The following is a 24626-nucleotide window of genomic DNA, read 5'->3' on the forward strand; positions in this document are numbered from 1 at the left end:
GTCGGTGTAAGGTGCATCCCTTCGTGTCGCGGGGGGATGCAATGAAAGGTGCCGTATTGTTCTTGCTGGCTGCGCTCTGCATTGCCGGATGTCAGGGGGGAGAGCCGAAGTACCGTATTTCGGACGACTTCAGTGCGCCGCCGCCGGTCAACATCATTACAGAGCCTCACGCGCAATTTTTTGCCAACCTGCAGCACCTGTGCGGCAAGGCCTATGCGGGCCGCATCACCGCCAACCAGCCCGCACCGACCACGCCTGATCCTTTCGAGGGCAAGGCGCTGGTCATGCACGTGCGGGGGTGCGACGACCCGACGCGCGAGATCCGCATTCCCTTCCACGTAGGCGACGACCATTCGCGCACCTGGGTGCTGACGCGCACCGGTACCGGCCTGAGGTTGAAGCACGACCACCGCCACGAAGACGGCAGTCCGGACGCGGTGACGATGTATGGCGGCGACACGGCCGAGCCGGGTAGTACGCGGCGGCAGGCGTTCCCGGTGGATGCGGATTCGATCGCGATGTTCGAGCGGGAAGGCCTGGCGGCCTCGGTGACGAATACGTGGGCGATGGAACTGGTGCCCGGCAAGACCTTCGTCTACGAGTTGAGCCGGCCGAACGGCCGGTTGTTCCGGGTGGAATTCGACCTCACCACGCCGGTCGAACTGCCGCCGGCACCCTGGGGCGCCGGCGGTTGAGTCGGTAACGGCGGCTCAGCGCGGCCCGAAGCGGCCGCGGCAGCCGCGGTCCACCCATACCTGCGTGCCGGTGTAACCCCAGCTGTAGCCTTCGCGGCAGCTGGTGTTCGAGATCTGTTGCAGCAGGATCGGACGACCCTGGCGCGGGTCGTAGGCGCAGGTCTTGCGGCGGTTGTCTTCGCTGCTGCAGGTCACCGAGTAGTTGCTGGAACCGCCACCGCTTCCCACGCGTGGCGCGAATTCGGCGCGGCAGCCATTGCCGACGTACACCTGGCCCTGCTGCGACTGCCAGCTCCGGCCTTCCACGCAGGCCGCGTTCGACAGCTGTCGGGTCAGGCGCGAGTGGCCACTCCACGGCGTGCGGCAGGTGCGCCCGCGGCCGTCGTTGCTTTCACAGCGGATCGTGCCACCGGTGGCGTTGCCCTGGGCGAATTCGCCGCGGCACCCCTTCCATACGGTGATCAGGCCGTCCTGCGAGCTCCACGTGGCGCCCTCTTCGCAGCGGCTGTTGGAGATCTGCCGCACCAGCCGCGACTGCCCACGCCACGGCGGCGTGCACCGCTTGGCGTCGCCGCTCTTGCTCTCGCAGAGGATGGTGTTGCCGGCGGGCGGCGGGTTGGGATTCCAGCCGCCGTTGTTGCCGCCGAGCGACTGGGCGATGTCCTGCTTGATCCGGCTGAAGGTCCAGTTGGACCGGTTGACCTGGTCCAGGTAGAAGCGGAGCTGGTCGTCCGGGATGCGGCGACCGCGGGACTGCTCGGAGTATTCCAGGCTGATCACCCGGGTCTGGTCCTGCACTGAAAGCGTGCGGAGGTTTTCCGGCGCGTACGCCTTGGGCGTGATCTGGGCGGCGGCGCTGCCGGCCACCAGGGCCAGCAACAGTACGAGCACGGACTGCAACAACGGCTTCTTCATGGTGGCGCCCTCCTGGGGAGCAGCCAGCATACGCCGGACCCGTTAAGCCCGTGCAGGGGCGGGTGGGGTCCGCGGGCGGGGGACCGGGTAAACTACGCGGCTTGACCGGCCTGTCCCGCCGCGGAATGTCCCGGCCCCGGTCCGAACCCAGTGGAGCCCCCATGCGTACCCATTTCTGCGGCCTCGTCGACGAGGCCATGATCGGCCAGACCGTGACCCTGTGCGGCTGGACCGACGTCGCCCGCAACCTCGGCGGTGTCTGCTTCATCGACCTGCGCGACCACGAAGGCATCGTCCAGGTCACCGTGGACCCGTCCAATGCCGAGGTGTTCAAGGTGGCCGCGTCGCTGGGCTACGAGGACGTGCTGCAGATCGAAGGCGTCGTGCGCGCGCGCGAGGCCGTCAACACCAAGATCCGCACCGGCCAGGTGGAAGTGATCGCCACCAAGATCACCGTGCTCAACAAGGCCGATCCGCTGCCGTTCCACCACCACGAGAACCCGGGCGAGGAGACGCGCCTGAAGTATCGCTACCTGGACCTGCGCAGCGCCGACATGCAGCGCAAGCAGCGCACGCGCATCCGGCTGGTGCAGGCGTTGCGCCGCTGGCTGGATGCGCGCGGCTTCCAGGACATCGAAACGCCGATCCTCACAAAGGCCACGCCCGAAGGTGCGCGCGACTTCCTGGTGCCGGCGCGCATGCACCCGGGCGAGTTCTACGCGCTGCCGCAGTCGCCGCAGCTGTTCAAGCAGATCCTGATGGTCGCCGGCTTCGACCGCTACTACCAGATCGCGCGCTGCTTCCGCGACGAAGCGCTGCGCGCCGACCGCCAGCTGGAGTTCACCCAGCTCGACATGGAGTTCGCCTTCGTGCGCGAGCGCGACGTGCAGGACGCCGTGGAAGGCATGATCCGCGACATCTTCGCCGAGGTGATGGACGTGCAGCTGGATGCGCAATTCCCGCGCATGACCTGGGCCGAGGCGATGCGTCGCTACGGTTCGGACAAGCCGGACCTGCGCATCGCGCTGGAACTCGTCGACGTGGCCGAGCTGGTGAAGTCCAGTGAGTTCGCCGTATTCACCGCCGCCGCGAACGATCCGGACGGCCGCGTGGCCGCGCTGCGCATCCCGGGCGGGGCGTCGCTCAGCCGCAAGCAGATCGACGAGTACGCCGCGCACGCCGCCAAGTACGGCGCCAAGGGCCTGGCCTACATCAAGATCGACGAGGCTGGCGAAATCTCCTCGCCGATCCGTAAGTTCTTCGCCGAAGACGCCTTCGCGGCGCTGGTGAAGCACGTCGGCGCCGGCAACGGCGACATCGTGTTCTTCGGCGCGGGCGGCTACAACAAGGTCAGCGACTTCATGGGCGCACTGCGCCTGAAGGCCGGCAAGGACTTTGGCCTGGTGCAGGACGGCTGGAAGCCCCTGTGGGTCACCGACTTCCCGATGTTCGAGTGGGACGAGGAAGCGCAACGCTACGTCGCGCTCCACCATCCCTTCACCGCGCCCGCGGTGGACGACATCGACGACCTGCGCGCGAATGCCAAGACGGCGGTATCGCGCGGTTACGACATGGTGCTGAACGGCAACGAGATCGGTGGTGGTTCGATCCGTATCCACCGCCCCGACATGCAGAGCGCGGTGTTCGAGCTGCTTGGCATCGGTGCGGAAGAGGCGGAAGCGAAGTTCGGCTTCCTGCTGGACGCGCTGCGCTTCGGCGCGCCGCCGCATGGCGGCATCGCGTTCGGCATCGACCGCATCGCGGCGCTGATGGCGGGCACGGAGTCGATCCGCGACGTCATCCCGTTCCCCAAGACCACCAGCGCGCAGTGCCTGATGACCGGTGCGCCGTCGCCGATCCCGGACGAGCAGCTTGCTGAAGTCCACATCCAGGTTCGTCCGAAGAAAGACTGAGAGAGAAACACGCAATGACGGAATATGCTTTTTCGCTGGAATGGGAACGCCTGGGCAATGAAGGCGCCGATGCGGGCCTGGTGACGGAACGCGCGCGCGTGTTCGGCGGCTGGCTGGTGCGTGTCGGCACGTCGCCGGCCGCGATGGCGGTGACCTTCGTACCGGACGGCCAGGGCCGCTGGGACGGCGAGGACTTCGGCGAAGACGACTACGAAGAAGAAGACGAAGAAGAAGACGAAGAAGAGTACGAAGAGGAAGAAGACGAGGACGCCGACGAGGAAGACGAGGCGGACGAAGAGGAAGAAGAGGACGCGTAAGCGTGCAGATCCGCCGCGCCACCGTCGATGACGCCACGGCCCTTTCGGACCTGGCGTCGCGTACGTTCACGGAAACCTTCGGGCATCTGTATCCGGCTGAGGATCTCGCCGCATTCCTCGCCGATGCTTATGACGTCGACAAGCAGCGGATCATCCTGTCGCACCCGGATTACGCGGTGTGGTTCCTGGAGGACGATGGCGTGGCCGTGGGCCATGCGGCCGCCGGGCCGTGCGGGTTGCCGCACGCGGACGTGGTGAAGGGCGATGGCGAGCTGAAGCGGCTGTACGTGCTGGCCTCGCACCAGAACGGTGGGTGGGGCGGGAAGCTGTTCGCCGAGGTGGAACGGTGGCTGTTGAAGGACGGGCCGCGGACGCTGTGGATCGGGGTGTGGTCGGAGAACTTCGGTGCGCAGCGGTTCTATGGGCGGCAGGGGTTTGTGCGGGTCGGGGCGTACAAGTTTCCGGTGGGGAAGACGCTGGATGATGAGTTCATCCTGCGGCGGGATGCTTCTTCTGTCGGTTGATGCAGGAGCTTCCGCTAGCCCTTCGGTCGAGCGGGTAACTTTTCTTTGTTGACGCAAAGAAAAGTCACCAAAAGAAAGCGTCTTTCACGACGAAGCAATCCCATCAGTTCGTTGCTATCAGGATTTTCCGACTCGCCTTCCTGGCGAGGCGGAAAACGGCGGACATCCATGTCCGCCGCCCTCCGGGTCTGCTAGTGCTCGCGGCCGTTCGTAGACCGGGAAGATCACGCCCATCCCCGTAGGGGGCGCCGCTTGGGCGCGATGCTTTCCATGCAGGCGGGGATAGAGCATCGCGGGCATGGCCCGCTGCTACAGGGCAGCACTGGCGAGGCGGAAAACGGCGGACATCCCTGTCCGCCGCCCTCCGGGTCTGGTGGGCTCGCTGGCGCATCGGGATCCGGAAGATCAAAAGCGAACGGCCGCTTGATGCGGCCGTTGCTTTGTCTGCGTATTGGAACTTACTTCTGCAGGAAGTCGAGCAGGTCCTGGTTGACGCGATCCTTGTGCGTGTCCGTCAGGCCGTGCGGTGCGCCGGCGTAGACGATCAGTTGCGCGCCCTTGATCAGCCTGGCCGAGCTGCGGCCGGCGGCGTCGATGGGGACGATCTGGTCGTCGTCGCCGTGTATCACCAGGGTGGGGATGTCGAACTTCTTCAGGTCGTCGCGGAAGTCGGTGGCCGAGAACGCGGCGATCGAGTCGTACGTGTTCTTGTGGCCACCCTGCATGCCCTGCGCCCACCAGCTGTCGATCAGGCCCTGCGATACCTTCGCGCCCGGACGGTTGAAGCCGTAGAACGGGCCGGACGGGATGTCCTTGTAGAGCTGCGCACGGTTGTCCAACTGGCCTTTGCGGATGCCATCGAACACTTCGATCGGCAGGCCGCCCGGGTTGTCCGCGGTTTTCAGCATGAGCGGCGGAACCGCGCTGATCAGCACCGCCTTCTTCACCCGGCCGGTGCCGTGGCGACCGATGTAGCGCGCCACTTCGCCGCCGCCGGTGGAGAAGCCGACCACGGTGACGTCCTTCAGGTCGAGTGTGTTGATCACGGTGGCGAGGTCATCGGCATAGTGATCCATGTCGTTGCCGTCCCACGGCTGGCTGGAGCGGCCGTGGCCGCGGCGGTCGTGCGCCACCACGCGGTAGCCCTTGGAAGCCAGGAAGATCATCTGCGACTCCCAACTGTCCGAAGACAGCGGCCAGCCATGGCTGAAGGTCACGACCGGACCGTTCTTCGGGCCCCAGTCCTTGTAATAGAGCTGCACACCGTCGGCGGTGGTGATGGTGCTGGCGGTGCGTTCTGCGGCCACCGGCGCGGTGGCCGGTGCGGCCTGGGCGGTCATTCCGGCCTGGGTGGCGACGGCCAGCATGCTGGCGGCAAACGTGCGGGTGAGCGTGTTCATGGGATTGGATTCCTGTGGAGGGTGGTCAGGAACAGCGGTCAGTCGGCGATCGCCAGCGTCACGTCGATGTTGCCTCGCGTGGCGTTGGAGTACGGGCAGACGATGTGTGCAGCGTCGACGAGGGCCTGCAGCTGGTCGCGGGCGATGCCGGGTGCAGCGATGGTCAATTCCGCCTGGATACCGAAGCCGGTGGGGATCTGGCCGATGCCGACCTTGCCGGTGACGGTGGTGGTGCCAGGCAGGCTGATCTTCTGCTTGCCGGCGACGAACTTCAACGCACCCAGGAAGCACGCCGAGTAGCCGGCGGCGAACAGCTGCTCGGGGTTGGTGCCCGGGCCACCGGCGCCGCCCAGTTCGCGCGGGGTCGACAGCGTGACGTCCAGCGCGCCGTCGGACGAGGTGGCCTGGCCTTCGCGGCCACCCGAGGCGGTGGCAGTGGCGGTGTAGAGGATCGTTTCGATGGACATGGCGTTACTCCTGCAAGGGTGGGGGGGGTCCGGAGCGGGGTGGCCGTCCGGTGAGGTGTACTTTGCGCGCTCCGTGCGTACGATTCGTGACGTATAGTCCTGATAACTTGATCGGGAGTACCGATGTGGTCGACAGGCTCGCTGTGCTGCTGGAACGGTTCTCGGTGTCGGCGGAGGTGTTCCATGCCGGCGCGCTCTGCGGCATCAACACGCTGGAGGCGGAGCCTGGCGTGGGCCAGCTGCACCTGATCCAGCGCGGGCCGCTGGAGGTGTTCCACGGCAGCGCGTCGCTGCGCATCGACGCGCCCAGCCTGCTGCTCTATCCCCGTGCGATGACGCACCGTTTCGTCAGCGACGACGAACGCGGAGCCGACATGGCCTGCGCCAACGTGCGCTTCGACGGCGGCGCGCAGAATCCGATCGGCGCCGCGTTGCCGGACGTGGTCTGCCTGCCGCTCGACGGCATCGTCGGTGCGCAGGAGGTGCTGGCGTTGCTGTTCGAGGAGGCCTTCACCCAGCGCTGCGGCCGCACCGCGCTGGTCAACCGGCTGTTCGAGGTGGTCATGATCCAGGTGCTGCGGCAACTGATGGAGACCGGCGAGGTGAAGGGCGGGATGTTGGCCGGCCTGTCGCACCCGCGCCTGCGTCACGCCCTCGTCGCCATGCACGAGGCGCCGTCGAAGGACTGGACGCTGGACGACCTGGCGGGCGTGGCCGGCATGTCGCGCAGCGTGTTCGCGACGCATTTCCGCGAGGCGCTGGGCACCACGCCGGGCCAGTACCTGCAGGGCTGGCGGGTGGGCCTCGCACAACAGGCGCTGCGGCAGGGCAGGCCACTCAAGGTGGTGGCCTCGGACGTGGGCTACGGCAGCGAGGCGGCGCTGTCGCGTGCGTTCAAGGCGCACAGCGGCATGTCGCCGCGCGAATGGAAGCGCCTGCATGCAACGCACTGACGCGGTGGGCCACGAACCCGCGCTGTCGCCCATACGGCCGCGCATGAATGATGCGAGAGACGACACCACCCGCGTGCTGCTGGTGCACGGCATCTGGAATGCGAAATCCTGGCTCGCTCCCCTCGCACGGCGATTGCGCCGCGAAGGCTTCGAGGTCGAAGTGTTCGGCTATCCCAGCATCCTGGGCGGCCCGGATCCGGCGATCGCCGCCCTGATCGAGCGGCTGCAGGCCTCGCCGCCGGTGCATCTGGTCGGGCACAGCCTGGGCGGCCTGATAGGACTGGAGGCACTGCGTCGCGCGCCCGGCTTGCCCGTGCGGCGGATGGTCTGCCTGGGGTCGCCGCTGTGCGGCAGCGGCGCCGCCCGCCGTCTGGGTCGGCACGTCTGGACGGCGCCCGTGCTCGGCCGCAGCGGCGCGCTGCTGCAGACGGGCTGCGTGCCATGGGACGGGCACGTACCGGTGGCGATGGTGGCGGGGAACGTCGCGCGCGGCATCGGGCGCCTGATCACCCGGTTCGACGGCGCGTCGGACGGCACGGTCGGACTGGAAGAGACCCGGCTGCCCGGCCTGGCGGCGCACTGCGTGGTGCCTGCCAGCCACACCGGTCTGGTGTTCTCCGCCGATGCCGCCCACCAGGCGGCCTGCTTCCTTCGCAACGGCCGCTTCGACGGACAGGACTGACCTGCGCAGGCGGGCGCGTATAATCCGCGCCCTTGTCAGTGCACTCCGGAAGTCACCATGGGCAGAGGCCCGTCGATCGAAGCCCGCAAGAACGCCACCGATGCCAAACGGGGCAAGATCTTCACCAAGATCATCCGCGAGATCGGCGTGGCGGCCCGCGCCGGCGGCGGCGAACCCGCCAACAACCCGCGCCTGCGTGCGGCCGTGGACAAGGGCCTGTCGGCCAACATGTCGAAGGACGTCATCGAGCGCGCCATCAAGAAGGCGACCGGTGAACTGGAAGGCGTGGTGTTCGAAGAGATCCGCTACGAAGGCTACGCGCCGGGCGGCGTCGCGGTGATCGTCGACTGCCTGACCGACAACCGCGTGCGCACCGTGGCCGAAGTGCGCCATGCGTTCGGCAAGCACGGCGGCAACATGGGAACGGAAGGCTCGGTCGCCTTCATGTTCAAGCGCCTCGGCGTGCTGAGCTACGCACCGGGGGCCGACGAGGAGAAGATCACCGAAGCGGCCATCGAGGCGGGCGCCGATGACATCGTGATCTATCCCGACGACGGCTCGATCGACGTGGTCACCGCGCCGGATGCTTTCCAGGCCGTCAAGGAGGCGATGACGGCCGCCGGCCTGGCGCCGGGCCACGCCGAGATAACCTACCGTGCCGACAACGACATCCGCGTGGAAGGCGAGACCGCCCTGCAGGTGAAGAAGCTGCTGGACATGCTGGAAGACCTCGACGATGTGCAGGACGTCTACTCCAACGCCGACCTGGGCGCCGACGCGTACGCGTAAGCCGATCCCGTGACCCGCATCCTCGGCATCGACCCCGGTTCCCAGCGCACCGGCATCGGCATCATCGATGTCGATGCCACGGGCAAGGTGAGCCACGTCCACCATGCACCGCTGGTGCTGCTGGGCGCCGAGGATTTCCCGCAGCGCCTGCGCGTGCTGCTGGATGGGCTGACCGCCATCATCGCCGCGTGGCAACCGGACGAAGTGGCCATCGAGAAAGTCTTCATGGCGCGCAATCCGGATTCGGCGCTGAAACTGGGGCAGGCGCGGGGCGCCGCCATCAGTGCCGTCGTCCTGCGCGACCTGCCGGTGCACGAGTACGCCGCCAAGGAAGTGAAGCTGGCCGTCGTCGGCCGTGGCAGCGCAGAAAAGACCCAGATCCAGCACATGGTCGGCATCATGCTCAACCTGCACGGCAAGCTGCAGGCCGATGCGGCCGATGCGCTGGCCGTCGCCATCACCCACGCACACGTGCGCGCCACCGCAAAACGGCTGGGCGTGAGTTCGCAACTGGCATGGAGCAGGAAATGATCGGACGTCTTCGCGGCATCCTGGCGTACAAGTCCCCGCCCTGGCTGGTGATCGACGTGGGCGGCGTGGGCTATGAGCTCGAGGCGCCGATGAGCACGTTCTACGACCTGCCGGACGTGGGTCGCGAAGTGCTGCTGTTCACCCACCATGCGCAGAAGGAGGACAGCGTGTCGCTGTACGGCTTCCTGCGCGAGGGCGAGCGCCGGCTGTTCCGCGACGTGCAGAAGGTCAGCGGCATCGGCGCGAAGATCGCGCTGGCGGTGCTGTCCGGCGCCAGCGTGGACGAGTTCGCGCGCATGGTGCAGGCCGGCGATGTCACGGCGCTGACGCGCATCCCCGGCATCGGCAAGAAGACCGCCGAGCGCATGGTGGTGGAACTGCGCGACCGCGCGGCCGACCTGATGGGTACCGGCGTGGGCGGCATCACCGCGCTGCCGGCGGATCCGCAGTCCGAAGCCACCATCGCCCTGCAGCAGCTCGGCTACAAGCCCGCCGAGGCCACCCGCATGGCGCGTGATGCCGCCGCGCCCGGCGACGATGCCGCCATGATCATCCGCAAGGCCCTGCAGGCCGCGCTGCGCTGAGCGCTGCGTTAGAGCATCCCTTCACTTCCACAGCGCTACCCTGCCGGCCGCCATGTCCACCCCACATTCTTCCCACGCCGCGCCCGGCGACACCGGCCAGCACGGTCATTCCAAGGCAGGCATGGTCGCGCTGGTGGCCGGCGCGGTCGGCGTGGTGTTCGGCGACATCGGCACCAGCCCGCTGTACACCATCAAGGAGATGTTCCACCCGCACTTCGGCCTGACGCCCGATCCTGACACGGTGCGCGGCCTGTTGTCGCTGGGCTTCTGGTCGCTGCTGCTGGTGGTGACGCTGAAGTACGTCATCGTGATCATGCGCGCCGACAACGAAGGCGAGGGCGGCATCATGGCGCTGACGGCGCTGGCGCAGCGCAGCCTGGCCAAGGGCTCGCGCATGAGCTACACAGTCGGCATCCTCGGCATCTTCGGCGCGGCGCTGTTCTTCGGCGACGGCATGATCACCCCGCCGATCACCGTGCTGGGTGCGGTGGAGGGCCTGGAAGTCGTGTCGCCCGTCTTCAAGCAGTGGGTGGTGCCGATCAGCCTGGTCATCCTGACCGGCCTGTTCGCCATGCAGCGTTTCGGCACGGCGAAAGTCGGCAGGGCCTTCGGTCCGGTGATGATCACCTGGTTCATCGTGCTGGCCGGCTTCGGCATCTACAACATCGCACACAATCCCTCGGTGCTGGCGGCGCTCAACCCGTACTGGGCGTGGCATTTCTTCGTGACCCACGACTGGCACGCCGTGCTGATCCTCGGCGCCGTGGTGCTGACCGTGACCGGCGGTGAGGCGCTGTACGCCGACATGGGCCACTTCGGCAAACGGCCCATCCGCTGGGGCTGGTTCGGCTTCGTGCTGCCGGCGCTGGTGCTGAACTACTACGGCCAGGGCGCGGTGCTGCTGCGCCATCCCGAAGCGGTCGCGAATCCGTTCTACATGTCGATCCCGGACTGGGCGCAGATCCCGATGCTGGTGCTGGCGACGACGGCGGCCGCGGTGGCTTCGCAGGCGGTCATCACCGGCGCGTTCTCGGTGACGCGCCAGGCCATCCAGCTGGGCTACCTGCCGCGCCTGCACATCAAGTACACCTCGAAGGACACCATCGGCCAGATCTACGTGCCGTCGGTCAACCTGATGCTGTACCTGGCGGTGATCGTGCTGGTGCTGAGCTTCCAGAGCTCGGGGGCGCTGGCCACGGCGTATGGCCTGTCGGTCACCGGTACCATGCTGATCGATACCTTGCTGCTGGCCATCGTGGCGTACACGCGCTGGCCGGATTCGCGCCGCTGGGTACTGCCGTTGTGCGGCGTCTTCCTGGTGATCGACCTGGCCTTCCTGTTCGCCAACGGCGCCAAGCTGGTCACCGGCATCGGCGCCTGGGTGCCGCTGTTCATCGGCATCACCGCCTTCACGATGATGCGCACCTGGCGCCGCGGCCGCGAGCTGCTGCATGGCGAGGTGCAGAAGGAAGGCATCCGGCTGGATACCTTCCTGCCGGGCCTGATGCTGGCGCCGCCGGTGCGCGTCCCCGGCACGGCCATCTTCCTGACCGCCGACAAGGGCGTGGTGCCGCACGCGCTGCTGCACAACCTCAAGCACAACAAGGTGCTGCACGAGCGCAACGTGTTCCTGACGGTCGAGACGCTGACCGTGCCGTATGCGCCGAAGAAGAAGCGCCTGAAGATCGATCCGATCGGCGACGATTTCTACCGGGTGGTGATCAGCTACGGTTTCGCCGAAACGCCGGACGTCCCGCAGGCACTGATGGGGTCGTGCGACCAGGGCGGCGTGTATTTCGACCCGATGGAAACCACGTACTTCGCCAGCCGCGAAACCGTGGTCGCGCGTCGACAGGGAGGCATGCCGATCTGGCGCGACAAGCTGTTCGCGGCCATGCATCGGAATGCGGCGCCTGCGACGGGGTTCTTCCGGATCCCGGGCAACCGCCTGGTCGAGCTCGGCGCGCAGGTCGAGATCTGACCGCGCGTCGCGTGCGGGGCGCTGCCGTAAACTTGGGCTCCGCCCCACGCAAGGAGGCAGGATGCCGCCGCATGACCGCCTGACCGTGCTCGACGTGCTGCGCGGCATCGCCATCCTCGGCACGCTGGGCACCAACATCTGGGTCTTCATGTATCCCGGCGGCTTGCTCGGTTACATGGAGTTCGGGTGGGGACGAGCATCGGAGGCGCACTGGGCCGTGCTGGCCTTGCAGCAGCTGACCCAGGGCAAGTTCCTCGGTCTGTTGGCGCTGATGTTCGGCATGGGCATCGCCTTGCAGCAGCGTTCCGCGGCGGCGCAGGGTGCCCGGTGGCCGGGTCCGTACCTGATACGCGCGCTGCTGCTCTTCGTCGATGGCGTGCTGAACTATCTGTTCGTCGTCGAATTCGATGTGCTGATGGGCTATGCGCTCACATCGGTGATCGTGGCCTTCATGTTGAAGCTGGGTGCCCGGGGTCGGTGGGCCTGGCTGGCCGTGGCCGCCACGCTCCACCTGATGTTCCTGGGCATCATCGTCGTTGCGCTGGCGCTGTGGGGTGACCAGCTCGCGGCCGAGCCGGCCGTCGCGACGGCAACGGTCAATGCGAGCTGGTGGGACCTGGTGGTGGCGCGGATCGACCACGTCTGGCTCTTCCGCCAGGAAATGATCTTCATCGCACCGATGAGCGTGGCGTTGTTCCTGGCCGGGGCGCGCCTGCTCGATGCGGGCGTGTTCGAGGCGCGCGGCGCGCGCCTGCGCCGTTGGCTGATGGTCATCGGCCTGGGGCTGGCGTGGCCCATCGACATGGCGCTGGGCGTGTTCGGAGGCGAAGCAGGCATCATGGCCGGCCGCTACGGCAGCGCGCCATTCGTGGCGGTGGGACTCCTGGCGGCGGTCGCGGAAGCGTTCCAGCGGCGGCCAACACCCGGCTTCCTCGGACAGCGCTTGGCCGAGGTGGGCCGCATGGCATTGAGTGGGTATGTGCTGCAGAACCTGCTGGCGTCCGCCCTTTGCTACGACTGGGGACTGGGGTTGGCGCGGCGTGTTCCGGATGCCGCTTCGGTGCCGGTAACGATCGCGGCCTACGCGGCGGTTGCGGCCTGCGTGATGGTGTTCGCCCACGCGTGGCAGCGACATGCGAAGCGGGGGCCGCTGGAATGGGCGTGGCATGCCTCCTACGAGCGGCTGACGCGCGGGATGAGGTCACGGCCTGTCGTGGCGGCCTGATCGCGCGGTCGCAAGCACAGCCGGTCCGTCATAATGGGGCCATGACCGCCGACCGCATCATCGATTCCTCCGCCACCCGCGAAGACGACGCCATCGAGGCCAGCATCCGGCCGAAGCGGCTGGACGAGTATCTCGGCCAGAAGCCGGTGCGCGAACAGCTGGACATCTACATCCAGGCGGCGAAAGGACGCGGCGAGGCACTGGACCACGTGCTGATCTTCGGGCCGCCCGGCCTCGGCAAGACCACGCTGAGCCACGTGATCGCCAACGAGCTGGGCGTGAACCTGCGCGTGACCTCGGGCCCGGTGATCGAGAAAGCCGGCGACCTGGCGGCGCTGCTGACCAACCTGCAGCCGCACGACGTGCTGTTCGTCGACGAGATCCATCGCCTCTCGCCCGTCGTCGAGGAAGTGCTGTACCCGGCGATGGAGGATTTCCAGATCGACATCATGATCGGCGAGGGCCCTGCGGCCCGTTCGATCAAACTCGACCTGCCACCGTTCACCCTGATCGGCGCCACCACCCGCGCCGGTCTTCTGACCGCTCCGCTGCGGGACCGCTTCGGCATCGTGCAGCGACTCGAGTTCTACTCGCCCGAAGAGCTGACCCGTATCGTGCAGCGCTCCGCGCGCATCCTGGGCATGGACTGCGTGCCGGAAGGCGCCGCGGAGATCGCGCGCCGTGCCCGCGGCACGCCCCGCATCGCCAACCGCCTGCTGCGCCGCGTGCGCGATTACGCGCAGGTCAAGGCCGACGGTCATATCGACGTCGATGTCGCGCGCGCGGCGATGCAGATGCTGAAGGTGGACCCCGAGGGCTTCGACGAACTCGACCGCCGCATGCTGCGCACCATCGTCGACAGTTTCGATGGCGGTCCGGTGGGCGTCGAGTCCCTGGCTGCCGCGCTCAGCGAGGAGCGGGGCACGCTGGAAGATGTCATCGAACCCTATCTGATCCAGCAGGGTTTCCTGATCCGCACCGCTCGCGGACGCATGGCGACCCGCAAGGCGTACCTGCACCTGGGACTCACGCCGAAGGGGCGCGTTCCCGAACCGGGCGATGCGTCCGGTGAACTGTTCTGAGCGGCACTGGTTACAGGTTGGTATGCACCACAGGGTGCGGGAGCGCATGCGTTGACTACTGATTCGACGAGGATCGCCGCGGAGGCGGTGCCGTTCATCTTTCCGACACGCGTCTATTGGGAAGATACCGACGCCGGTGGCGTGGTGTACCACGCGCAATACGTTGCTTTCCTCGAACGGACCCGTACCGAATGGTTGCGGGCCCGGGGCCATGCCCAGGAACGACTGCGCCAGACCCACGACCTGGTGTTCGCCGTCCGCGCGATGCGCCTGGATTTCCTGCGTCCCGCGCGGTTGGACGATCTGCTGCACGTGTCGGCGCGCATCCACCAGTGCAAGCGGGCCAGCGTGGTCTTCGCCCAGTCCATCGAGCGGGACGGCGAAGTCCTGCTGACCGCTGAGGTGAAGGTGGCGGCGCTGAGTGCCTCGGGTTTCAGACCCGTTGCGCTGCCCGAGGCGTTGTATGACGAATTCCGCCGGCTCGAAACCCCGGGCCGTCCGCTTTGACCTGATGCGCAACACGAACCGAACGACGAGGAACGACGGATGATCGCAACGCTACTGGCCTTCCAGGACACCGTGGTGGAGGCGTTGCCGCCGGAGACCGCCGCCGCGACGGCCGATGCGGCCGCCGCCACCGTGCATAGCGGCATCAACTACATCGACCTGATGCTCAAGGCGAGCCTGCCGGTGCAGTTGATCGTGCTGCTGCTGCTGGCCGGGTCGCTGATCAGCTGGGTGATCATCTTCCGCAAGGGTCGCGTGTTCAAGAACGCCAACCGTGATGCCGACGAGTTCGAGAGCCGCTTCTGGTCGGGCGCCGAACTGCACAAGCTCTACGCCGGCGCCGCCGACCGCAATCGCGTGGTGACCGGCCTGGAGGCGATCTTCGAAGCGGGCTTCCGCGAGTTCACCCGCCTGCGCGACAAGCGCGGCCTTGACGGACGCGCGCAGCTGGAAGGCGCACAGCGCGCCATGCGCGTGACTTATACGCGCGAAGTCGACCAGCTCGAGCGCAACCTGGAACTGCTCGCCAACATCGGCTCCACCGCGCCTTACGTCGGCCTCGTAGGTACGGTGTTCGGCATCATGGTGACGATGCACGACATGCTCAACAGCGGCGAGCAGGCAGGCATCGCCGCCGTCGCGCCGGGCATTTCGGAAGCGCTGTTCGCCACGGCGATCGGCCTGTTCGTCGCGATTCCCGCGGTGTGGGCGTACAACCGCTTCACCACCCGCGTCGAGCGGCTGGCGGTGCGCTACGAGAGCTTCGCCGAAGAGTTCAGCTCCATCCTCCAGCGCCAGAACGCAGCCGAGTAAGCGGAGTTCCCCATGGCCGGAAGCATCGTCCACCGCAAGCGGCGCAAGCTGAAATCCGAGATCAACGTCGTGCCTTACATCGACGTGATGCTGGTGCTGCTGATCATCTTCATGGTGACCGCGCCGCTGCTCACGCTGAGCGTGGACGTGAAGCTGCCGTCGTCCACGGCCAAGGCCGTGGAAACCAAGAACGACCCGATCATCGTCGTCGCCTACCCGGATGGCCGGCTGGGCCTGCAACTGCCCGGCGACAAGGCGCCGCGCACCGTCGACGCGGCACAGCTCGAGGCCATGCTGGCGCCGATCAAGGCCGAACAGGGCAACGAATTGCGCGTATTGCTCGCAGGCGACGCGGATGCGCCGTACCAGCGGGTGATCGACGCCACCGAGGCGCTGAAGAAGGCCAAGGTGACCAACGTCGTCCTGTGGACCAAGCAGTAACGCGCCATGCACGCTGAAGCCTTCCAGCGACAGACGCTGCCGCAGGACGAAGGGCTGGGCCGGGCGGTTGCGTGGGCCATCGGCCTGCACGTGTTGCTGCTCGTGGTGCTGCTGGTGTCGCCGTACTTCAAGTGGGACCGCGAGCGCCTGAATGCCGCAGGTTCGCAATCGATGGAGGCCACGCTCGACGTGTCGTCGTCCGATGCGCGGGCGGTCGAACGGGCGCTTGATTTCCAGCCGGCGCCGATGCCCGAGCCGGTGCAGGAGCCGGCTCCCGAGGACACCGTCCCGCCCCCCCAGCCGATTCCCGAGCCTGCACCGCAGGACGCGCCGGTCGAACGCCAGGCGCAGGCGCAGGAACGCATTCCAGTGCCGGATGAGGTCGACCAGGATGAAGCGCGCCGTGAGGCGATTTCGCAGGAAAAGGCGCGACAGGAGCAGGAGGCCAAGCGCCGCCAGGAACAGATCGACTTGACCGAGCGCAAGCGCCAGGAGCAGGCCGAGCAGCAGCGCCGGCTCGCCGCCCAACAGGAAGAGGACAGGCAAAAGCGCATCACCACGGAGGCGGCGCAGAAGGCCGAGGCGGACAAGAAGCGTCTTGAGGAGATCCGGCGCCAGCGGGCGCAGGCGGCCCGCGAGGCGCAGCTGGCCGAACAGAAGCTCCGTCAGCTCGCAGATGCGCGGGCGCGCCAGGCGGCGGCCACGGCAGCGTCCACGCAGGCGCCGTCCGCCGGTCCGGCGGGCACCGGCGGCACGGATGAGGATCTGAGGGGGCGCTATGCCGCCGCCATCCAGGAGGCTGTCTTGCGTCAGTGGACGCGCCCGGAGTCCGTCCCGGTCGGTACGCGCTGCCGTGTGGTGATCCGCCAGTTGCCCGGCGGCGATGTGGTCAGCGCAGAAGTGCAGCCGGGGTGCGCCATGGATGCGGCCGGGCAGGACTCGATCGAACGCGCCGTACTGAAGGCGCGACCGCTGCCGTACCGTGGCTTCGAGACCGTCTTCGCCCGCACCCTGACGCTGAACTTCGAGGCCCGCGACCGCTGACTTCACGCCGCGTTTCGCTGCCTTCCGTTCACAATTGTTAAAACGTTCACGCGGGGGCTGGTATCCCTTTGCCGCCCCGCCCAACCGCAGAGTCGTTGCCCATGAAGAAACCGTTGCGCTGGTTCGCCTTGATCCTGTTCATGCTCGCCCCGGTGCTGGCGTCCGCCCAGCAGCAGGGTCTGGAGATCGACATCATCGGCGGCAACGCCTCGGCCCTGCCGATCACCGTGGTGCCCATGCCCTACCAGGGCAGCGCGGCCGCTCCGCCGACCGACGTGTCCGCAGTTGTCCGTGCCGACCTCGAGCGCTCGGGTGCCTTCCGCACGTTGCCGGAGGCCCGCATCGCCGAGCGTCCGACCCGGGGTGGCGAGATCCAGTATCCGACCTGGCAGGCCCTGCGCCAGGACTACATCGTGGTCGGTCGCGTGGTGGATGCCGGCGACGGCGGCTATCGCGTCGAGTACGAACTCTTCGACGTGGCCAAGAAGGAGCGCATGCTCGGCCTGGCCATGACGGCGCGCTCGAATGCGCTGCGTGACGTCGCCCACCAGATGGCCGATGCCATCTACGAGAAGATCCTCGGCGTGCGTGGCGCGTTCTGGACCCGCATCGCCTACGTCACCGCTGCCGGCACCGGCAAGGCAACTCGCTACGCGCTGATGGTGGCCGATTCCGACGGTTACAACCCGCAGACGGTCGTGCGTTCGGCCGAGCCGCTGCTGTCCCCGTCATGGAGCCCGGATGGCCGCAAGCTGGCCTACGTCAGCTTCGAGAGCGGCAACTCGGCCATCTATATCCAGGACATCTCGACCGGTGCGCGCGAGAAGATCGCCAGCTTCCGCGGCATCAATGGCGCGCCCGCGTTCTCGCCCGATGGCCGCCAGTTGGCGTTGACGCTGTCGCGCAGCGGCAATCCCGAGATCTACGTGATGGACCTGGGCAGCCGTTCGCTGCGCCAGCTCACCAATACGTCCGCCATCGACACCGAGCCGGTGTGGAGCGCGGATGGCGGCAGCATCTACTTCACCTCCGACCGCGGCGGTCGTCCGCAGATCTACCGCGTGCCCGCCGCTGGCGGCAGCGCCAGCCGGGTGACGTTCGAAGGCAACTACAACGCGACGGCTACGGTGTCGTACGACGGCAAGAAGGTGGCAGTGGTGCAGGGCAGCGGCAACAACTACCGCATCGCCCTGATGGACAGCAGCCTGGGTGGCGCGCGCTGGTCTTCGCTGTCGCCGGGCTCGCTGGACGAGTCGCCGAGTTTCGCCCCCAACGCCAGCATGGTGCTGTACGCCGCACGCGAAGGCGGGCGCGGCGTGCTGTATGCCGTCTCCGCGGATGCGCGCGTACGCCAGCGTCTGGTCGTGGCGAATGCGGATGTGCGCGAACCTGCGTGGTCGCCCTACCGTACCGCTCGTTAAGTTTGTGTCTACAATGTGACCCCTCGCTCCACCTGTCCCCCTGTTCCAATGACGCAAGGAATGACCATGAACAACACCACCCGTGTTCTGATGCTGTCCCTGATGTCCGTCGCCGTGCTGGCGGGCTGCAAGAAGGACGTGAAGCCGACGCCGCCGGCCGACACCACCACCACCACGCCGACCACCCCGACCACCCCGACCACGTCGGGCGTGTACGGCCCGGGCGACCTGGACACCGACGCCTGCCTGCGCCAGCGCGTGGTCTACTTCGACCTCGACCAGGACGCCCTGAAGCCGGAGTTCCAGGCCATCATGGGGTGCCACGCCAAGTACCTGCGTGACCGTCCGTCCTCGCGCATCACGCTGGAAGGCCACGCCGACGAGCGCGGCAGCCGTGAGTACAACATCGGCCTGGGCGAGCGCCGCGGCAACGCCGTGAATTCCGCCCTGCAGGCCAGCGGCGGTTCGGCCAGCCAGCTGTCCGTGGTCAGCTACGGCGAAGAGCGCCCGGTCTGCACCGATTCCAGCGAGTCCTGCTGGTCGCAGAACCGTCGCGTCGAGATCGTCTACACGGCCAAGTAAGCCGTCGTCGCCACGATGATCGTGAAGAAGACGTACCTGCTGGTCCTCGCGGCGGCCCTCGTGGCCGCCGCTCCCGCTCACGCGCAGCGCGTCAGCCTGGCCGATCGCGTGGCCGCGCTGGAAGCGAAAGCGAACAATCCGCAGCAGAACCTGGACCTGCTCAACAAGGTCACGCAGCAGGAATCGGAACTGCGTGAGCTGCGTGCCCAGCTCGAGCAGCTGCAGAACGAGAACGAGCAGCTCAAGCAGCGGGGCCGTGACCAGTATCTCGACCTGGACGGTCGCCTCAACCGACTGGAAGGCGGCGCCGCGCCGTCACCGGTCGGCACGCCCGCGGCCACACCCCCCCTCGGCAGTGCGCCGGCCACCGCGCCGGCGCCCGTCGTGTCCGCTACGTCCGAGCGCCCACCCAGCGTCCACGGGGACACGGGAGCGATGTCCGCGGCCGGTGATGAGCGTGCCGCCTACAACGTGGCCTTCGACAAGCTCAAGGCCGGCGATTACGCGGATGCCGCGCAATTGTTCACCAGTTTCCTGCAGCTCTATCCCAGCGGCGTGTACGCCCCCAACGCCCTGTACTGGCTGGGCGAGAGCTACTACGTCACGCAGAACTACGCGCTGGCTGCGGAGCAGTTCCGCGCGCTGCTGGGGCAGTATCCGACCCACGACAAGGCGGCAGGCGCCCTGTTGAAGATCGGCCTGTGCGACTACGGCCTCGGCAAGCTGCCCGAAGCCGAACGCACGCTGGGCGAGGTCATCGCCAAGTACCCGGGCACGGATGTCGCCCGTACGGCCGACGACCGCCTGCGCGCCATCCAGCTCGGCCGCTTGCGCTGAGTCTAGGAGATACCGGTGCTCCGGACGGAGACGCCGGACCGGCAGGGCGTATCATGCGCACCCCATGAATGATGCCGCCCGCCCCAGCGAAATCGTCCAGTCCCCGCTGGAACGCCTCAAGATCACCGAGATCTTCCTGTCCCTGCAGGGCGAGGCAAACGCGGTCGGCTGGCCCACCGTGTTCGTCCGCCTGACCGGCTGCCCGCTGCGCTGCCAGTACTGCGACACTGCCTATGCCTTCCACGGCGGCGAGTGGCGCGAGATCGACGACATCGTCGCCGAGGTCTCCCGGCATGGCGTCCGCCACGTCTGCGTCACCGGCGGCGAGCCGCTCTCGCAGAAGCGCTGCCTGGTGTTGCTGAAGAAGCTCTGCGACGCCGGTTTCGACGTCTCCCTGGAAACCTCGGGTGCGATCGATATCGCCGAGGTCGATCCTCGCGTGTCGCGCGTGGTGGACCTGAAGACGCCAGGCTCCAAGGAAATGGCGCGCAACCGCCTTGAGAACCTGCCGCTGCTCACCGCGCGCGACCAGGTGAAGTTCGTGCTGTGCGGCCGCGCCGACTACGAGTGGGCGCGCGGCATGCTGGCCGAGCATCGCTTGCCCGAGCGCTGCGACGTGCTGTTCTCGCCCAGCAAGTCCGAACTGTCGCCGCGCGACCTGGCGGACTGGATCGTCGAGGACCGCCTGCCGGTTCGCTTCCAGATGCAGCTGCACAAGCTGCTGTGGGATGACGAGCCGGGACGCTGAGCAGCGCCTGCGGTAGCCTACCCATCACCCCACGAAACATCGCCCCATGAAGAATGCCGTCGTCCTGCTGTCCGGAGGCATGGACTCCGCCGTCGTCGTCGCCATCGCCCGCGAGCAGGGCTTCGCCGTGCATGCGCTGAGCGTGCGCTACGGCCAGCGGCACACCTCCGAACTCGATGCCGCCGCGCGCGTGGCCACTACGCTCGGCGCCGCCGCGCACAAGACCGTGCACGTGGACCTGCGCAGCATCGGGGGCTCCGCGCTGACCGATGACATCGACGTGCCCGAGGCCGGCGGCCCCGGCATCCCCGTGACCTACGTGCCGGCCCGCAACACCATCATGCTGTCGGTCGCGCTGGGCTGGGCCGAGGTGCTGGGCGCCAACGACATCTTCTGCGGCGTCAATGCGGTGGACTACTCGGGCTATCCGGATTGCCGCCCGGAATTCATCGAGGCCTTCGAGAAGCTCGCCAACGTGGCGACCAAGGCAGGCGTGGAAGGCGCGGGCTTGCGCATCCAGGCGCCGCTGCTGCGCATGAGCAAGGCCGACATCGTGCGCGAGGGCGTGCGCCTTGGGGTGGATTTCGCGCAGACCGTGTCGTGCTACCAGGCCGACGCCGAGGGCCGGGCCTGCGGCCATTGCGACGCCTGCCGCCTGCGCGCCGCCGGCTTCGCCGACGCCGGCGTGCCGGATCCCACCCACTACGCCTGACGGGCGCGAATCGCCCCCGTGCGGACGATGCGCTAGAATGCGCGTCCCGGTGCAAGGCCGGGATGCGTTCCCGGGCCGTTAGCTCAGTCGGTAGAGCAGAAGACTTTTAATCTTTTGGTCGAAGGTTCGAATCCTTCACGGCCCACCACGCACATCCCGCCGCCGCGCCATCATCGCGCCGCGTTCGCGTCGGCGCCCGGCAGGGAATCTTCCACGTGGCGATGGCAGTGCGTGACTGGACGGCGCAGGCGATCCAGCGCATCGAAGCGGACTTCAACCGGTCTGCCGACACCCACCTGATCCCGCTGCCGCTGCCCGGTTTTCCCGGCATCGATGTCTATCTCAAGGACGAGTCCAGCCATCCGACCGGCAGCCTGAAGCACCGGCTGGCACGCTCGCTGTTCCTGTATTCGCTGGCGAATGGCTGGCTGCGCGAGGGCGCGCCGGTGATCGAGGCCTCCAGCGGTTCGACGGCCGTGTCCGAGGCCTATTTCGCGCGCCTGCTCGGGTTGCCCTTCATCGCCGTGATGCCGTCGTCGACCTCGCCCGACAAGATCGCGGCCATCCAGTTCCAGGGCGGACGCTGCCACCTGGTCGAGCAGGCGGCGGAGATCAACGAGGTCTCGCGGCGACTGGCGCAGGAAAGCGGCGGCCACTTCATGGACCAGTTCACCTATGCCGAGCGCGCCACCGACTGGCGTGCGAACAACAACATCGCCGAATCCATCTTCAAGCAGATGGAAGCCGAGCCCCATCCCGTGCCGGCGTGGATCGTCTGCAGCCCCGGTACCGGCGGCACCAGCGCCACGTTGGGACGCTACGTGCGCTATCGCCGTCATCCCACGCGCGTGATGTGTGCCGACCCGGAGCACTCGGTGTTCTTCGACCAGTACCGGGGCGCGTGCGGCGGTTGCGACGACACCACGCTGACCTGCGCGCGCGGCTCCGGGATCGAGGGCATCGGTCGCCCGCATTGCGAACCCAGCTTCATCCCGGCGTGCATCGATGCGATGGTGAAGGTGCCCGACGGCTTGAGCCTGGCGGCCATGCGCCACGTCAACGCGGTGCTGGGTCGCCGGGTTGGCGGATCGACCGGCACCAACTTCGTCGGCATCCTCGCGGCGGCCATGCGCATGCGCGAAGAAGGCCAGGTGGGGTCCATTGTCAGCATCCTGTGCGACAGTGGTGAACGCTACGCGCACAGTTACTACAACCGGGACTGGTATCTGGAGCGCGGCATCCCCATCGTGGAGAACGACGATGCCATCGCCGCCGCTGTCGCCGGACGAGGCCTGCCGTCGCTGGCACGGGCCGACTGGCCCGACTGAAATCCCCTTTTTGCAGATGGTATAGCCATGACCAATCCACTCCTCGACTTCTCTGGCCTGCCGCGGTTCGACGAGATCCGCCCCGAGCACATCGCACCCGCCATAGACCAGTTGCTGGCCGAGGCCGAGGCGGCCGTGAAGGTGGCGGAATCCGTCACGCCGGTGACATGGGAGACCTTCGTGGTGCCGCTGGACGATGCGACCGAACGCCTGTCGCGGGGCTGGAACCAGGTGACGCACCTGGAGGCGGTCGCAAACTCGCCCGCGCTGCGCAGCGCGTACAACGCGCAGTTGCCCAAGGTGACCCGCTTCTGGAGCGCACTGGGACAGAATCTTGCGCTGTACCGGCAGTATCGCGCGCTGGCGGATACGCCGGAAGCGGCGCACTACGATGCCGCACGCCGCAAGGTCCTGGACAACGCGCTGCGCGACTTCCGCCTCGGTGGCGCCGAGCTGCCGGACGCGCAGAAGGCACGCTTCGGCGCGGTGAAGGAAGAACTGGCGAGCCTGTCGGCGAAATTCTCCCAGAACGTGCTGGACGCGACCGACGAGTACGAATTCTGGATCAAGGACAAGCAGCACCTCGGCGGCCTGCCGGCCGACGTGGTGTCGGCCGCACGCGCGGCGGCGAAGGCCGACGACGAACCGGGCTGGAAATTCACCCTGCAGATGCCGTGCTACCTGCCGGTGCAGGCCTACGCCGACGACCGCGCGTTGCGCGAGACCCTGTACCACGCCAATGCGGTGCGCGCTTCCGAACTCGCCGACAACGACGCGCTCGACAACTCTGCGCTGATCGACCGCATCCTCGCCCTGCGTACCGAACTGGCCGCGCTGCTGGGCTTCGCCAGCTACGCCGAGTATTCACTGGCCACCAAGATGGCCGATACGCCGGACGAGGTGCTGCAGTTCCTGCGCGACCTCGCCGCACGCGCCAGGCCGCACGCGCAACGCGACCGCGCGGAGCTGGAAGCGTTCGCCCGCGATCATCTGGGGCTGGAAACGCTCGAAGCCTGGGATCTCGCCTACGCCAGCGAGAAGCTCAAGCAGGCGCGCTACAGCTTTTCCGCGCAGGAGGTGAAGCAGTACTTCACCGAGCCGGCGGTGCTGGCCGGGCTGTTCGCTGTGATCGGCGACCTTTATGGCCTGCGCGTGGAGCCGGATGAAGCGCCGACGTGGCATCCCGACGTGCGCTTTTACCGCCTAGTCGACGGCGACGGCAGCCTGGTCGGCCAGTTTTACCTCGACCTGTACGCCCGCGAAGGCAAGCGCGGCGGCGCCTGGATGGACGATTGCCGCAACCGCCGCGAGACGGCAAACGGCACGCAGACGCCCCTGGTGTATCTGGTGTGCAACTTCGGCAAGGGCATGGACGGCAAGCCAGCCACCTTCAGCCACAGCGACGTGACCACGCTGTTCCACGAAATGGGCCATGGGCTGCACCAGTTGCTGACGCAGGTCGGTGAACTCGGCGTGGCCGGCATCAACGGGGTGGAGTGGGATGCGGTGGAGCTGCCCAGCCAGTTCATGGAGAACTTCTGCTGGGAATGGGAGCGCGTGCAGGCCATGACCGCCCACGTGGACAGCGGTGAGCCGCTGCCGCGCGCGCTGTTCGACCGCATGGTCGCGGCCAAGCACTACCAGAGCGGGATGGCGACCGTGCGCCAGCTGGAATTCGGCCTGTTCGACATGCAGCTGCACAGCGCGTTCGACGCCGGCAACGACACCGTGCTGGCGCTGCTGGACCATGTACGCGACGAGGTGGCCGTGAACGTCCCGCCGGCGTTCAACCGCTTCCCCCACCAGTTCAGCCACATTTTCGCGGGTGGCTACGGGGCGGGGTACTACAGCTACAAGTGGGCGGAGGTGCTCAGCGCGGATGCCTATGCGGCCTTCGAGGAAGCCCCCGCGCACGTGGCAGAAACGGGGGCGCGGTTCCGGCACGAGGTGCTGGCGCGTGGCGGCAGCCGCAGCGCGGCCGAGAACTTCCGCGCGTTCCGCGGCCGCGCGCCGCGCATCGAGGCCTTGCTGCGTCACGCCGGCATGGCCGGCTGAGCGGTTCGAACGCGCTCCCGGGCGCCTCGATCCAGGTGCGCACGGGGCCGCGGCCGGGCGTTTGACCATGACTGTAAACG

26 protein-coding genes and 1 tRNA gene are annotated in these 24626 nt (G+C 67.5%); 24 read left to right on the forward strand and 3 right to left on the reverse strand.

What is annotated here, in order from left to right; translation table 11 throughout:
- Nucleotides 1-41: 41 nt before the first annotated feature.
- Nucleotides 42-695, forward strand: a complete 654-nt coding sequence (locus ACSQ19_RS11200) for a hypothetical protein (RefSeq protein ID WP_435997015.1) — start codon at nt 42-44, stop codon at nt 693-695.
- A gap of 15 nt (nt 696-710) precedes the next feature.
- On the opposite strand, the gene ACSQ19_RS11205 is transcribed toward ACSQ19_RS11200, so the two are convergent.
- Entirely contained in the window at nt 711-1610 is a 900-nt protein-coding gene (locus tag ACSQ19_RS11205; protein ID WP_435997017.1) for a DUF3011 domain-containing protein, read from the reverse strand.
- Between the two features lie 161 nt (nt 1611-1771).
- On the opposite strand from ACSQ19_RS11205, the gene aspS reads away from it, so the two are divergent.
- From aspS to ACSQ19_RS11220, 3 genes are read left to right on the forward strand one after another with little or no spacing between them, the layout of a single operon-like run.
- Complete coding sequence (gene aspS / locus ACSQ19_RS11210) at nt 1772-3523, forward strand: aspartate--tRNA ligase (protein ID WP_435997019.1); 1752 nt, start codon at nt 1772-1774, stop codon at nt 3521-3523.
- Between the two features lie 14 nt (nt 3524-3537).
- On the forward strand, nt 3538-3840 hold the full coding sequence (locus ACSQ19_RS11215) for a DNA primase (RefSeq protein ID WP_435997021.1): 303 nt from the start codon (nt 3538-3540) through the stop codon (nt 3838-3840).
- A gap of 2 nt (nt 3841-3842) precedes the next feature.
- Nucleotides 3843-4364, forward strand: a complete 522-nt coding sequence (locus tag ACSQ19_RS11220; RefSeq protein ID WP_435997023.1) for an N-acetyltransferase family protein — start codon at nt 3843-3845, stop codon at nt 4362-4364.
- A 458-nt stretch (nt 4365-4822) separates the two neighbouring features.
- On the opposite strand, the gene ACSQ19_RS11225 is transcribed toward ACSQ19_RS11220, so the two are convergent.
- The gene (locus tag ACSQ19_RS11225) at nt 4823-5764 is read right to left on the reverse strand and encodes an alpha/beta fold hydrolase (protein ID WP_435997025.1); all 942 of its coding nucleotides are present in this window, start codon (nt 5762-5764) and stop codon (nt 4823-4825) included.
- 38 nt (nt 5765-5802) lie between these two features.
- Nucleotides 5803-6231, reverse strand: a complete 429-nt coding sequence (locus ACSQ19_RS11230; protein WP_296279770.1) for an organic hydroperoxide resistance protein — start codon at nt 6229-6231, stop codon at nt 5803-5805.
- Nucleotides 6232-6356: 125 nt separating this feature from the next.
- Here ACSQ19_RS11230 and ACSQ19_RS11235 point away from each other — a divergent pair, with 125 nt between their 5' ends.
- From ACSQ19_RS11235 to ACSQ19_RS11330, 20 genes are all read left to right on the forward strand, one after another.
- Nucleotides 6357-7184, forward strand: a complete 828-nt coding sequence (locus tag ACSQ19_RS11235) for an AraC family transcriptional regulator (RefSeq protein WP_299342584.1) — start codon at nt 6357-6359, stop codon at nt 7182-7184.
- A gap of 43 nt (nt 7185-7227) precedes the next feature.
- Nucleotides 7228-7866, forward strand: coding sequence for an esterase/lipase family protein (locus tag ACSQ19_RS11240; RefSeq protein WP_436000959.1), 639 nt, complete (start codon nt 7228-7230; stop codon nt 7864-7866).
- A gap of 57 nt (nt 7867-7923) precedes the next feature.
- On the forward strand, nt 7924-8655 hold the full coding sequence (locus ACSQ19_RS11245; RefSeq protein WP_435997027.1) for a YebC/PmpR family DNA-binding transcriptional regulator: 732 nt from the start codon (nt 7924-7926) through the stop codon (nt 8653-8655).
- Between the two features lie 9 nt (nt 8656-8664).
- Nucleotides 8665-9186 carry a crossover junction endodeoxyribonuclease RuvC gene (ruvC, locus tag ACSQ19_RS11250; RefSeq protein WP_299340753.1) on the forward strand — a complete coding sequence of 174 codons (522 nt, stop codon included), beginning with the start codon at nt 8665-8667 and terminating at the stop codon, nt 9184-9186.
- Nucleotides 9183-9770, forward strand: coding sequence for a Holliday junction branch migration protein RuvA (ruvA, locus tag ACSQ19_RS11255; RefSeq protein WP_296279773.1), 588 nt, complete (start codon nt 9183-9185; stop codon nt 9768-9770). Before ruvC ends, ruvA begins: the two co-directional genes overlap by 4 nt.
- A 52-nt stretch (nt 9771-9822) precedes the next feature.
- The gene (locus tag ACSQ19_RS11260; RefSeq protein WP_435997030.1) at nt 9823-11751 is read left to right on the forward strand and encodes a potassium transporter Kup; all 1929 of its coding nucleotides are present in this window, start codon (nt 9823-9825) and stop codon (nt 11749-11751) included.
- A gap of 61 nt (nt 11752-11812) precedes the next feature.
- Nucleotides 11813-12976: a DUF418 domain-containing protein gene (locus ACSQ19_RS11265; protein ID WP_435997032.1), complete on the forward strand. Its 1164-nt coding sequence runs from the start codon at nt 11813-11815 to the stop codon at nt 12974-12976.
- Nucleotides 12977-13017: 41 nt separating this feature from the next.
- Nucleotides 13018-14058 (forward strand): Holliday junction branch migration DNA helicase RuvB, encoded by a 1041-nt coding sequence (gene ruvB, locus ACSQ19_RS11270; RefSeq protein ID WP_296279775.1) that lies wholly within the window; start codon nt 13018-13020, stop codon nt 14056-14058.
- Between the two features lie 51 nt (nt 14059-14109).
- Nucleotides 14110-14565: a tol-pal system-associated acyl-CoA thioesterase gene (ybgC, locus tag ACSQ19_RS11275; protein WP_296279776.1), complete on the forward strand. Its 456-nt coding sequence runs from the start codon at nt 14110-14112 to the stop codon at nt 14563-14565.
- Nucleotides 14566-14604: 39 nt separating this feature from the next.
- A complete protein-coding gene (gene tolQ, locus ACSQ19_RS11280; RefSeq protein WP_435997035.1) occupies nt 14605-15378 on the forward strand; it encodes a protein TolQ in 774 nt (257 codons plus the stop codon).
- Between the two features lie 12 nt (nt 15379-15390).
- Nucleotides 15391-15819, forward strand: coding sequence for an ExbD/TolR family protein (locus ACSQ19_RS11285; protein WP_296279778.1), 429 nt, complete (start codon nt 15391-15393; stop codon nt 15817-15819).
- A gap of 6 nt (nt 15820-15825) precedes the next feature.
- Complete coding sequence (tolA, locus tag ACSQ19_RS11290) at nt 15826-16863, forward strand: cell envelope integrity protein TolA (protein WP_296279780.1); 1038 nt, start codon at nt 15826-15828, stop codon at nt 16861-16863.
- A 101-nt stretch (nt 16864-16964) separates the two neighbouring features.
- Nucleotides 16965-18284, forward strand: a complete 1320-nt coding sequence (gene tolB, locus ACSQ19_RS11295) for a Tol-Pal system beta propeller repeat protein TolB (protein ID WP_299340766.1) — start codon at nt 16965-16967, stop codon at nt 18282-18284.
- Between the two features lie 66 nt (nt 18285-18350).
- Entirely contained in the window at nt 18351-18866 is a 516-nt protein-coding gene (gene pal / locus ACSQ19_RS11300) for a peptidoglycan-associated lipoprotein Pal (protein ID WP_299340768.1), read from the forward strand.
- Nucleotides 18867-18887: 21 nt separating this feature from the next.
- Nucleotides 18888-19703: a tol-pal system protein YbgF gene (ybgF, locus tag ACSQ19_RS11305; protein WP_435997038.1), complete on the forward strand. Its 816-nt coding sequence runs from the start codon at nt 18888-18890 to the stop codon at nt 19701-19703.
- Nucleotides 19704-19767: 64 nt separating this feature from the next.
- The gene (gene queE, locus ACSQ19_RS11310) at nt 19768-20451 is read left to right on the forward strand and encodes a 7-carboxy-7-deazaguanine synthase QueE (RefSeq protein ID WP_435997040.1); all 684 of its coding nucleotides are present in this window, start codon (nt 19768-19770) and stop codon (nt 20449-20451) included.
- 46 nt (nt 20452-20497) lie between these two features.
- Nucleotides 20498-21163, forward strand: coding sequence for a 7-cyano-7-deazaguanine synthase QueC (queC, locus tag ACSQ19_RS11315; protein ID WP_435997042.1), 666 nt, complete (start codon nt 20498-20500; stop codon nt 21161-21163).
- A 72-nt stretch (nt 21164-21235) separates the two neighbouring features.
- Nucleotides 21236-21311, forward strand: a tRNA-Lys gene (locus ACSQ19_RS11320).
- 73 nt (nt 21312-21384) lie between these two features.
- Nucleotides 21385-22491: a PLP-dependent cysteine synthase family protein gene (locus ACSQ19_RS11325; protein ID WP_299342590.1), complete on the forward strand. Its 1107-nt coding sequence runs from the start codon at nt 21385-21387 to the stop codon at nt 22489-22491.
- A 27-nt stretch (nt 22492-22518) separates the two neighbouring features.
- Nucleotides 22519-24546 (forward strand): M3 family metallopeptidase, encoded by a 2028-nt coding sequence (locus ACSQ19_RS11330; RefSeq protein WP_435997044.1) that lies wholly within the window; start codon nt 22519-22521, stop codon nt 24544-24546.
- Nucleotides 24547-24626 lie beyond the last annotated feature (80 nt).

The sequence above is a fragment of the Pseudoxanthomonas sp. LjRoot127 genome (assembly GCF_964253495.1).
Classification (GTDB): Bacteria; Pseudomonadota; Gammaproteobacteria; order Xanthomonadales; family Xanthomonadaceae; genus Pseudoxanthomonas_A.

Excerpts from the sequence above, each read along its gene's own strand:
- aspS (WP_435997019.1), top strand. The coding sequence starts at position 1,772 with ATGCGTACCCATTTCTGCGGCCTCGTCGACGAGGCCATGATCGGCCAG.
- ACSQ19_RS11325 (WP_299342590.1), top strand. The coding sequence starts at position 21,385 with ATGGCAGTGCGTGACTGGACGGCGCAGGCGATCCAGCGCATCGAAGCG.
- pal (WP_299340768.1), top strand. The coding sequence starts at position 18,351 with ATGAACAACACCACCCGTGTTCTGATGCTGTCCCTGATGTCCGTCGCC.
- ACSQ19_RS11245 (WP_435997027.1), top strand. The coding sequence starts at position 7,924 with ATGGGCAGAGGCCCGTCGATCGAAGCCCGCAAGAACGCCACCGATGCC.
- tolB (WP_299340766.1), top strand. The coding sequence starts at position 16,965 with ATGAAGAAACCGTTGCGCTGGTTCGCCTTGATCCTGTTCATGCTCGCC.
- queC (WP_435997042.1), top strand. The coding sequence starts at position 20,498 with ATGAAGAATGCCGTCGTCCTGCTGTCCGGAGGCATGGACTCCGCCGTC.
- ruvB (WP_296279775.1), top strand. The coding sequence starts at position 13,018 with ATGACCGCCGACCGCATCATCGATTCCTCCGCCACCCGCGAAGACGAC.
- tolQ (WP_435997035.1), top strand. The coding sequence starts at position 14,605 with ATGATCGCAACGCTACTGGCCTTCCAGGACACCGTGGTGGAGGCGTTG.
- ACSQ19_RS11240 (WP_436000959.1), top strand. The coding sequence starts at position 7,228 with ATGAATGATGCGAGAGACGACACCACCCGCGTGCTGCTGGTGCACGGC.
- ACSQ19_RS11330 (WP_435997044.1), top strand. The coding sequence starts at position 22,519 with ATGACCAATCCACTCCTCGACTTCTCTGGCCTGCCGCGGTTCGACGAG.
- queE (WP_435997040.1), top strand. The coding sequence starts at position 19,768 with ATGAATGATGCCGCCCGCCCCAGCGAAATCGTCCAGTCCCCGCTGGAA.
- ACSQ19_RS11285 (WP_296279778.1), top strand. The coding sequence starts at position 15,391 with ATGGCCGGAAGCATCGTCCACCGCAAGCGGCGCAAGCTGAAATCCGAG.
- ACSQ19_RS11230 (WP_296279770.1), bottom strand. The coding sequence starts at position 6,231 with ATGTCCATCGAAACGATCCTCTACACCGCCACTGCCACCGCCTCGGGT.
- ACSQ19_RS11215 (WP_435997021.1), top strand. The coding sequence starts at position 3,538 with ATGACGGAATATGCTTTTTCGCTGGAATGGGAACGCCTGGGCAATGAA.
- ruvA (WP_296279773.1), top strand. The coding sequence starts at position 9,183 with ATGATCGGACGTCTTCGCGGCATCCTGGCGTACAAGTCCCCGCCCTGG.
- ACSQ19_RS11205 (WP_435997017.1), bottom strand. The coding sequence starts at position 1,610 with ATGAAGAAGCCGTTGTTGCAGTCCGTGCTCGTACTGTTGCTGGCCCTG.
- tolA (WP_296279780.1), top strand. The coding sequence starts at position 15,826 with ATGCACGCTGAAGCCTTCCAGCGACAGACGCTGCCGCAGGACGAAGGG.
- ACSQ19_RS11225 (WP_435997025.1), bottom strand. The coding sequence starts at position 5,764 with ATGAACACGCTCACCCGCACGTTTGCCGCCAGCATGCTGGCCGTCGCC.
- ACSQ19_RS11260 (WP_435997030.1), top strand. The coding sequence starts at position 9,823 with ATGTCCACCCCACATTCTTCCCACGCCGCGCCCGGCGACACCGGCCAG.
- ACSQ19_RS11265 (WP_435997032.1), top strand. The coding sequence starts at position 11,813 with ATGCCGCCGCATGACCGCCTGACCGTGCTCGACGTGCTGCGCGGCATC.
- ACSQ19_RS11200 (WP_435997015.1), top strand. The coding sequence starts at position 42 with ATGAAAGGTGCCGTATTGTTCTTGCTGGCTGCGCTCTGCATTGCCGGA.